This window comes from Diaminobutyricimonas sp. LJ205, assembly GCF_009755725.1.
Classification (GTDB): Bacteria; Actinomycetota; Actinomycetes; order Actinomycetales; family Microbacteriaceae; genus Ruicaihuangia.
Genome location: NZ_CP046619.1, coordinates 3,215,476 through 3,222,608, shown reverse-complemented (window position 1 = coordinate 3,222,608; position 7,133 = coordinate 3,215,476). Strand labels below are relative to the sequence as shown.

Genomic DNA, 7,133 nt, shown 5'->3' with positions numbered 1-7,133 from the left:
CGGAGATAGAACTATGAGCAAGAGAACGTTCCAGCCAAACAACCGTCGTCGTGCCAAGAAGCACGGCTTCCGCGCTCGCATGCGTACTCGCGCCGGTCGCGCCATCCTCGCCGCCCGCCGCACAAAGGGTCGCACCGAACTTTCCGCTTAACCACTCCGGTGCTCGCACGAGCGAACCGGGTGATCCGGCCAGACGAGTTCCGCACTGCGGTTCGACGCGGCCGACGGCTGAGCACGGCACATGCCGTGCTCTACCTGTACCCGCGAGAGCTCGACGCGCCCACCCGATTCGGATTCATCGTGTCGAAGGCCGTCGGCAACGCCGTGACTCGCAACCTGGTTCGTCGACGGCTGCGAGCGATCGCCCATGAGCTCTTGCCGACGGTGGGCACGGGAACGGATGTCGTCATCCGCGCACTTCCCGGGCTCGACACACTGACGTGGTCCGAGTTGAATGAGGAAATATCCACTTCGGTGACGAGTCGATTGGCCCGCCGATGAAGGCAGCCGCAGGGTTCGTCTACCTGATTCCCCGAAACATCTGCATCGGCATCCTGAAGCTGTACCGCCTGCTGATCTCGCCGCTGTACGGCGACGTGTGTCGGTACTATCCCAGTTGCTCCGCCTACACTCTGCAAGCATTCCAGTCGCACGGCATCGTCAAGGGTGTCTGGCTGGGTAGCCGCCGAATTCTCCGCTGCCATCCATGGGCTGAGGGCGGCGTCGATGACGTTCCTGAGCAGCGCAGCTCCAGGTTCACTACTACCCGGCTCGGGTTTGTCACCGCGATTAGCCAAGGAAAGGGCTGACCGAAAAGCAATGGACATTATTGGCACGATTCTCTGGCCCATCAAATGGATCATCGAGGCGATCCTGGTTGGCTGGCACACGCTGCTCACGTCGATCGGGCTGCCCGCTGCCGCCGGTATCACGTGGGTCCTTGCTGTGGTCGGGCTCACGCTTGTCATCCGTGCCGCTCTGATTCCGATCTTCGTGCGCCAGATCAAGTCGCAGCGCCGCATGCTTGAGGTTGCCCCGCAGATCAAGAAGATCCAGGACAAGTACAAGGGCAAGCGCGACCAGTTCTCACGCGAGGCGATGTCGCGCGAGACGATGGCCCTGTACAAGAAGACGGGCACCAACCCGCTCAGCTCGTGCCTGCCGCTGCTGCTGCAGATGCCGATCTTCTTCGGTTTGTTCTCCGTGCTCAACGACGCGTCCAATCAGAACGGTGCCGGCGTTGGTCTGCTGAACGCAACGCTCGCGGAGCAGTTTGCCAATGCTGAGTTCCTTGGTGCTCCGCTCAGGGAGAGCATGTCGAGCGCGTCAAACGGCAATGTGATTGTGATTGCGATCATCATGATCATCCTCATGAGCGCGTCGCAGTTCATCACGCAGCTTCAGATCATGGCGAAGAACCAGTCGCCTGAGATGAAGGCCAGCCCGATGTACAAGCAGCAGCGCATCCTGCTTTACGTGCTGCCGCTGGTGTTCGCATTCTCCGGCTTCGCCTTCCCGCTCGGCGTGATGTTCTACTGGCTGACCTCGAACTTCTGGACCATGGGCCAGCAGTTCATCGTGATCCGCAATATGCCGACGCCCGGCAGTGAGGCTGCACTGGCTCGCGAGGCCCGGATGGCCAAGAGGCGTCAGCGCAAGGGTGTTGAAGAACCCAAGCCCGACAGTGCCACGATTGTGCTCGAAGAACCCAAGAAGGCTCAGCGCGCACAGCCCGTGAGTAAGAACCGTGCCAAAAAGGGTGGAAAGAAGAAATGAGCGACGTGATTGACGACGGCCAGGCGCCCCTCTCCCCCGCAGCCGATGAAGGCGACGTGGCAGCGGACTACATCGAAGAATTGCTGGACATCGCCGACCTCGATGGTGACATCGAGATCGACAACCGCGGCGGACGTACCTATATATCTGTGACCGAGACGGGTGACAGCCTGCGTGTGCTCTCGAAGCCCGACACTGTGAACGCCCTGCAGGAGCTGACCCGGATTGCGGTCCAGGTGAAGACCGGCGAGTTCTCCCGGCTGATCCTTGACATCGGTGGTTCGCGCGAGACCCGCGCCGCCGAACTGGGCCGGCTCGTCGACCGTGCGATCGAGCGCATCGAAGAGGGCGCCGAGACCGCGTCGCTCCCGCCGATGTCGAGCTACGAGCGCAAGCTCATTCACGACCTGGCCGCCGAGCGCGGATTCTCCTCCGAGTCGGAGGGCGAGGGGCGGGACCGCCACAACGTCATCCGCCGGGCATAGTTTCACGTGAAACATTCGGTTCTGGTGCGGCCGCCGGTTTCGCCGGTTCCGGCTAGTGGCCCATGGCCGGAGTTTGCGTCGACGGCGGATGCCGATACCCCCGCCATCGGCGGAAACCACGGCCAGCGCGGCAGGCTTCGATATTTGGTGATCGCCGCGGCTTTTGCGCCAGTCAGTCGCCAGGCGTGACGGCCCTCCCCCTCTGGCCGTGAAATCGAAAAGTTGACGAGGTTGATGTGATCCCCGAACTCGAAACAGAGCCAGCGTCGGCGCAGGCCATCTTTGGTGACCGCATTGAACTGGCCCGTGCCTTCACTGCTGATCTCGCGCGCCGTGGCGAGGAGCTCGGTCTCATCGGGCCACTGGAACCGCCGCGGCTGTGGACCCGACACATCCTGAACTCCGGACTGGTCGCTCCCCTGCTCTGGGAGGGCGCGGTCGTCGGAGATATCGGTAGCGGCGCCGGATTGCCTGGGCTGGTGCTCGCCATCGCCCGCCCGGATGTCTCGATGGTGCTCATTGAACCGATGGAGCGCCGCGTGGACTGGTTGCGCTCCGAGGCATCCGCCCTCAACCTGACTAACGTCACCGTCCTGCGGGCCCGCGCCGAGGAGGCGAAGCTAGAGACGCCGTTGGATCAGGTGACGGCCCGCGCCGTGAGTGCGCTCTCCAAGTTGATCCCGATCACCGCTCCGCTGCTGCGCCGCGGCGGGCAGATGGTTTTCATGAAGGGCGCCAAGGTCACGGAAGAGGTCGAGGCCGCTACCAAGGTGATGCGCAAGGCCCGTCTGCGCGATTCGGAAGTTCTTGTGTTGGGCGAAGGGCTTGTCCCGGAGGTCACGCGAGTCTTTCGGGCTACAGTGGACTAGACCGCCCGGGACTCGTTTCCAGGCCGCCGTCACGTCGGCCACAAGTGAACAGGCGCGATGTTTCACGTGAAACATCGGCACCGTGGGACCGGGATGGTTTCACGTGAAACATTCCGAACGGAGAAGCACCTGGTGACCAGCGCGTACGACGAAACCACCCCGCTCGCCCGGGAAATCGCCGAAATCACCCGTCGTCGCACCCAGCTCGCCTCCACTCCCCTGCCGGTCCCTGCCGTTACCCGCGTCCTTACCGTGGCAAACCAGAAGGGCGGCGTCGGTAAGACGACGAGCACCGTCAACCTTGCCGCTGCGCTTGCCCGTGCGGGCGCCCGTGTGCTCGTGATCGACCTGGATCCGCAGGGCAACGCCTCCACCGCGCTCGGTGTCGACCACCGTTCCGACGTCGTGAGTGTCTATGACGTGCTGGTCGGCGATGTCGAGATGGCTGAAGTCATCAAGCCCAGCCCGGAATCAGAGAACCTCTTCTGCGTTCCGGCCACCATCCACCTCGCCGGCGCCGAGATCGAACTGGTCTCCCTGGTGGCGCGCGAGCAGCGGCTTCGCACCGCGCTGGACAAGTTCCTCAGCGAGGCAGAGGAGCCGTTCCACTATGTATTCATCGACTGCCCACCTTCGCTCGGACTGCTTACGATCAACGCGTTCGTGGCCGCGCATGAGGTGCTCATCCCGATCCAGTGCGAGTACTACGCACTGGAGGGCCTGAGCCAGCTGCTCAAGAACATCGAACTGATCGAACGGCACCTCAACCCGCAACTGTCGGTGTCCACGATCCTGCTCACGATGTACGACGGCCGCACCAACCTGGCAAACCAGGTTGCCCAGGATGTGCGCGACCACTTCCCCGACCAGGTGCTCAATACGCTCATCCCCCGGTCGGTGCGCATCTCTGAAGCCCCGAGTTACGGGCAGAGCGTCATCAGCTACGACACCAACTCAGCAGGGTCGCTGTCTTACCTCGAGGCAGCGGCGGAGATCGCACGACGGGGAGCACCACAGTAATGGCAGCAAAGCGCACGGGACTTGGCCGAGGCATCGGCGCCCTGATTCCGACCGGGGACCAGTCCGCCGGACGTCCGGTGGACGTCTTCTTCCCTCACTCCCCCACGGTGGTCGTCGAAGAGGACAATAACAACCTGCTCGCCGTTCCCGGTGCTCAGCTCGCAAGCTTGAACCCGAACGACATCGTCCCGAACGCGCAGCAGCCGCGCGTCGAGTTCCGCCAGGAGGAGCTCGAGGAGCTGATGGTGTCGATCCGCGAGATCGGCGTCCTGCAGCCGATCGTGGTGCGTCCGATTCCGGATGCCGTGGACGGAGCGCCCCAGTATGAACTGATCATGGGCGAGCGCCGGCTGCGGGCCACCAAGGCTCTCGGCCTTGACAGCATCCCCGCGGTCATCAAGAAGACCGCTGACGAGGACATGCTCCGGGACGCGCTGCTCGAGAACCTGCACCGCGCCCAGCTCAACCCGCTGGAAGAGGCTTCCGCCTACCAGCAGCTGCTCGCCGACTTCGGCATCACCCAGGACGAGCTCGCTCAGCGAATCGGCCGGTCCCGCCCACAGATCACCAACACCCTGCGCCTGTTGCGGCTGCCGGCCGGAGTGCAGAAGCGTGTCGCCGCCGGTGTGCTCAGTGCTGGTCACGCCAGGGCGATCCTCTCGGTGGGAGAGCCCGAGGCCATGGAGCATCTGGCCGACAAGATCGTCAACGAGGACTTGTCGGTGCGCGCCGCCGAGGCCGCCGCGACGCGTAACTCGCCCAAGCCGAAGAAGGCGAAACCCAGTGCCGGTACGCGTCAGGGTCAACTGAACGAGATCGCGGACCGGCTTGGGGATCGACTGAACACGCGCGTGAAGGTGACCCTCGGAGCAACAAAGGGCGCGATCACCATTGATTTCGCATCGGTCGGCGATCTGAATCGCATCCTCGGCGAACTGGGTGAGCCCGGGTTCAACTGAATCAGCTCAGTTAACGGGTTGTAACTCGCCAGGAGTGGTTCGACGCGGATAGCCCGTCGGGCCGTGTTGGCGAATCGACGTTGCGGGCTACAAATCGGTCTTTGCGCAAAAACGCAGATCAGAGGCGGGTTTTGTGCGACTGTCTTTTTGGTTTCACGTGAAACGATGAGCCGCTGATCCGGCCCGCTGGAAACCCAGCGGAAAGGTGACCCGCCCTGCCGGTGGAGCCCGCCGGACCCTCCCCCGCAAATTTGACCCGGCGCCGGTCGAGCCTCGACGACTGTGCTGGAAGTTTCCCCGGGGGTCGATCCTGCCGAGACCTCCGAGCACCCAAAACGACAAGCGATGCGTCGACCGAGGTCCAAGAAGAAGGTACCCACACTTCGGTGTATCCGTGTCGGAGAGGTGGGGTGTGCAACTCTCGCCCGCGCGCGCTGCCGATCGAGACATCCGTCCCCAAAGGGTGATGTCCCCCGCGCCAGAAAGTTGCTGGCGCCGCGGAATGTTCATCCGCGCCCGCAACTTTGACCTGCGCGTCGGCCAGCCCATTGCGGGAGCTGCGACTTTCATCCGCGCGCGCGGAGACGAGTGAACGCCCGGAGATTGAGACGCTCCGGCTCCGACGTCGACATCGACATCGACTGCGCGGCGGTTCTGCAACCGAGCGCAGGTTCAAACGTGCGCGCGGTCAACCGAACCCCGCGTTGTTGATGACAAACGGGCTGGTCTTGGGGCGGACGGGATCGGGTGCGGCATCCGAATTGACGGATGAATCGGCCAATCGACGCGAAATGGAGGAGTTTCGGCGCCCGAATGACAGAACTTCCTGCTTTTCGGGTTCCCAAAGTGTCCAGATGTGGAAGTTCGGGGGCCGGATTCGCCAGTAGAGGTTGCTCAGACCGGGCTCGACAGGCTCGACCCACGGGGAGGGCTCGCCTCGCGCGAAGAACTCAACCCGCGAGCGAAGAACTCGGCCACGAGCAAAGAACTCGGCCACGAGCAAGAACTCGACCGCGAGCGAAGAACTCGACCCGCGGGGCGGCCCTGCCCAGCGAACTCAGCTCGCGGGCACTCCGGTGACCGCCGACTCCGCGAGGGCACCGTAAACCCAGCCGAGATCGTGCCCGGCGGCCTCGAGGGCCTGTGGAAGCAGCGAGGTCTCGGTCAGCCCCGGCAGCACGTTCGCCTCGAGGAACCAGGGCGTCCCGGCCGCATCGATGATCAGGTCGACCCGCGAGATATGCCGAAGTCCGAGCGCGACATGAGCGGTGATGGCGGCGTCCGCGGCGGTGGCAGCGACGTCGTCAGCGATGCGAGCGGGCGTGTAGAACCGGGTCTCCCCCGCGTTATAACGCGCTTCGAAGCTGTAAACGCCGCTGAGCGGCTCGATCTCGACTGCTGGCAGGGTCACCGGACCGTCGCCGGTGTCGATGACGCCGATCGCGACCTCGGTGCCGATGATCCGCTGTTCAATGAGTGCGACGTCGCCATACGTGTACGCATCAACCATGGCGCGGGGCAGGTCGATCTCGTTGTCGACCATGGTGACGCCCTGCGCGGATCCGCCGCGGGCCGGCTTCACGACGAGCGGAAAGCCGAGCCGGTCGCCGACCAGGGCGAGCACGCTGGCGGCACCGAGCTCCCGGAACGCGTCGCGCGACAGGGTGATCGACTCGGGTGTGGTCACTCCGGCACGGCCGGCGACGGTCTTACCGGTGGGCTTATCCCAGGCCAGGTGCGCCGAATCGGCATTCGATCCGACATACGGGATGCCGGCGAAGTCGAGAAGCGCCCGCAGTGCGCCATCCTCGCCGCTCGCACCGTGCAGGGCGGGCCAGACGACATCCGGACGGTTTGAGACCAGATATGGCAGCAGGGATGCGTCGGGATCACGCAGCTCGACTTCGTAGCCCAGCGACGAGAGGCAGTCGGCCACCCGACGTCCCGAGCGCAGCGATACGTCGCGCTCGTGGGAGATGCCGCCGGCCAGTACGAGCACGCGGTTCACGTTGCGATTCATGGTT

Annotated in this window: 9 protein-coding genes; 8 read left to right on the top strand and 1 reads right to left on the bottom strand. The window is 64.0% G+C overall.

The genetic code is table 11. The features are described 5' to 3' along the window. Positions 1-13: 13 nt before the first annotated feature. From rpmH to GO591_RS15685, 8 genes are all read left to right on the top strand, one after another. Positions 14-151: a 50S ribosomal protein L34 gene (rpmH, locus tag GO591_RS15720; RefSeq protein WP_157157687.1), complete on the top strand. Its 138-nt coding sequence runs from the start codon at positions 14-16 to the stop codon at positions 149-151. Between the two features lie 8 nt (positions 152-159). Then, on the top strand, positions 160-501 hold the full coding sequence (gene rnpA, locus GO591_RS15715; protein ID WP_157157686.1) for a ribonuclease P protein component: 342 nt from the start codon (positions 160-162) through the stop codon (positions 499-501). Further along, on the top strand, positions 498-809 hold the full coding sequence (gene yidD / locus GO591_RS15710) for a membrane protein insertion efficiency factor YidD (protein WP_157157685.1): 312 nt from the start codon (positions 498-500) through the stop codon (positions 807-809). The genes rnpA and yidD overlap by 4 nt, the downstream gene beginning before the upstream one ends. A 10-nt stretch (positions 810-819) precedes the next feature. Beyond that, positions 820-1,776 (top strand): membrane protein insertase YidC, encoded by a 957-nt coding sequence (gene yidC, locus GO591_RS15705; protein ID WP_157157978.1) that lies wholly within the window; start codon positions 820-822, stop codon positions 1,774-1,776. Continuing rightward, positions 1,773-2,261, top strand: coding sequence for a Jag family protein (locus GO591_RS15700; RefSeq protein WP_157157684.1), 489 nt, complete (start codon positions 1,773-1,775; stop codon positions 2,259-2,261). The genes yidC and GO591_RS15700 overlap by 4 nt, the downstream gene beginning before the upstream one ends. A 239-nt stretch (positions 2,262-2,500) precedes the next feature. Then, entirely contained in the window at positions 2,501-3,130 is a 630-nt protein-coding gene (rsmG, locus tag GO591_RS15695) for a 16S rRNA (guanine(527)-N(7))-methyltransferase RsmG (protein ID WP_157157977.1), read from the top strand. Positions 3,131-3,223: 93 nt separating this feature from the next. Continuing rightward, positions 3,224-4,150 carry a ParA family protein gene (locus GO591_RS15690; protein ID WP_157157683.1) on the top strand — a complete coding sequence of 309 codons (927 nt, stop codon included), beginning with the start codon at positions 3,224-3,226 and terminating at the stop codon, positions 4,148-4,150. After that, positions 4,150-5,109, top strand: a complete 960-nt coding sequence (locus GO591_RS15685; RefSeq protein ID WP_157157682.1) for a ParB/RepB/Spo0J family partition protein — start codon at positions 4,150-4,152, stop codon at positions 5,107-5,109. Before GO591_RS15690 ends, GO591_RS15685 begins: the two co-directional genes overlap by 1 nt. Before the next feature lie 1,057 nt (positions 5,110-6,166). Here the strand turns inward: GO591_RS15685 and GO591_RS15680 are convergent. Continuing rightward, positions 6,167-7,129 (bottom strand): D-alanine--D-alanine ligase family protein, encoded by a 963-nt coding sequence (locus tag GO591_RS15680; protein ID WP_157157681.1) that lies wholly within the window; start codon positions 7,127-7,129, stop codon positions 6,167-6,169. Positions 7,130-7,133 lie beyond the last annotated feature (4 nt).